Origin of the sequence: Psychrobacter sp. Choline-02u-9 (assembly GCF_002836505.1) — a bacterium.
Taxonomy (GTDB): Bacteria; Pseudomonadota; Gammaproteobacteria; order Pseudomonadales; family Moraxellaceae; genus Psychrobacter.
On the sequence record NZ_PJBF01000020.1, the window covers coordinates 1 to 792 of the forward strand.

At 49.1% G+C, this 792-nt stretch carries 1 protein-coding gene; it reads right to left on the reverse strand.

Features of this window, described 5'->3' with window-relative positions:
- Positions 1–792, reverse strand: a 792-nt coding sequence (locus CXF69_RS14255; protein ID WP_180952685.1) for a hypothetical protein, incomplete at both ends; no start/stop codon positions are given.

The window sequence follows — 792 nt, forward strand, 5'->3', positions numbered from 1 at the left end:
AACGCTTTGGTTGTCCGTATCAATCGCTAGGTTTTCAAGATGCACTGATCCTGTGTCACTCACGCTAGCAATGCTTAAGGTGTAAGTCTCTTGACCTTCGCCTAGGATGTCGTCTGCCACTGCTTGGCTGATATCAATTGTACTGACGCCTGCTGCTGTGCCGGAAATGGTAATAGTCTCAGCAATGCGCTCGCCTTCATAGTCAGCATCTACCGTGTCATCATTGGTATAGCTTAAGGTGACTTCTATGGATTGACCTTCATAGAGTTCAACGGGGTTACCAGCATTGTCGACGAGTGTGATGGTGTGGGTAAGACTGTCGCCATCACCTTCAATCGCACTGTCGTTGCCTGTGATCTGAACGAGGACGGTGTCGTTGCTATTGTAGCCACCTTCAGTCTCGTTATTGGTATCAGTGTTACTGGTAATGGTGCCGATGACACTTTGATCTTCTACGTCGCTAGTAATAGCAACAGCTTCATAGCTGTCATTACTTTGGCTGACATCGGTAATGCTAAGCGTGTAAGACTCAGGCGCTTCACTAAAGCGGTCATCGAGCGTTGGGTTGTTGATAAGAACGCTTGATTGTCCGGCGGGTATAGTAACACTGGTGGTTGGGGTGTAGTCGGCACTGCCATCCGGGTTGGCAGTGATACCTTCATTATTGTAGGCTAAGGTGACGGTAATGGCTTCACCCTCTACAACTTCAATCAGGTTACCGTCAACGTCGACCAGTTCCACTCGGTGCGTCAGCGTACCGCCTTCAGCCGTGCTGTCATCTTCAACAATACG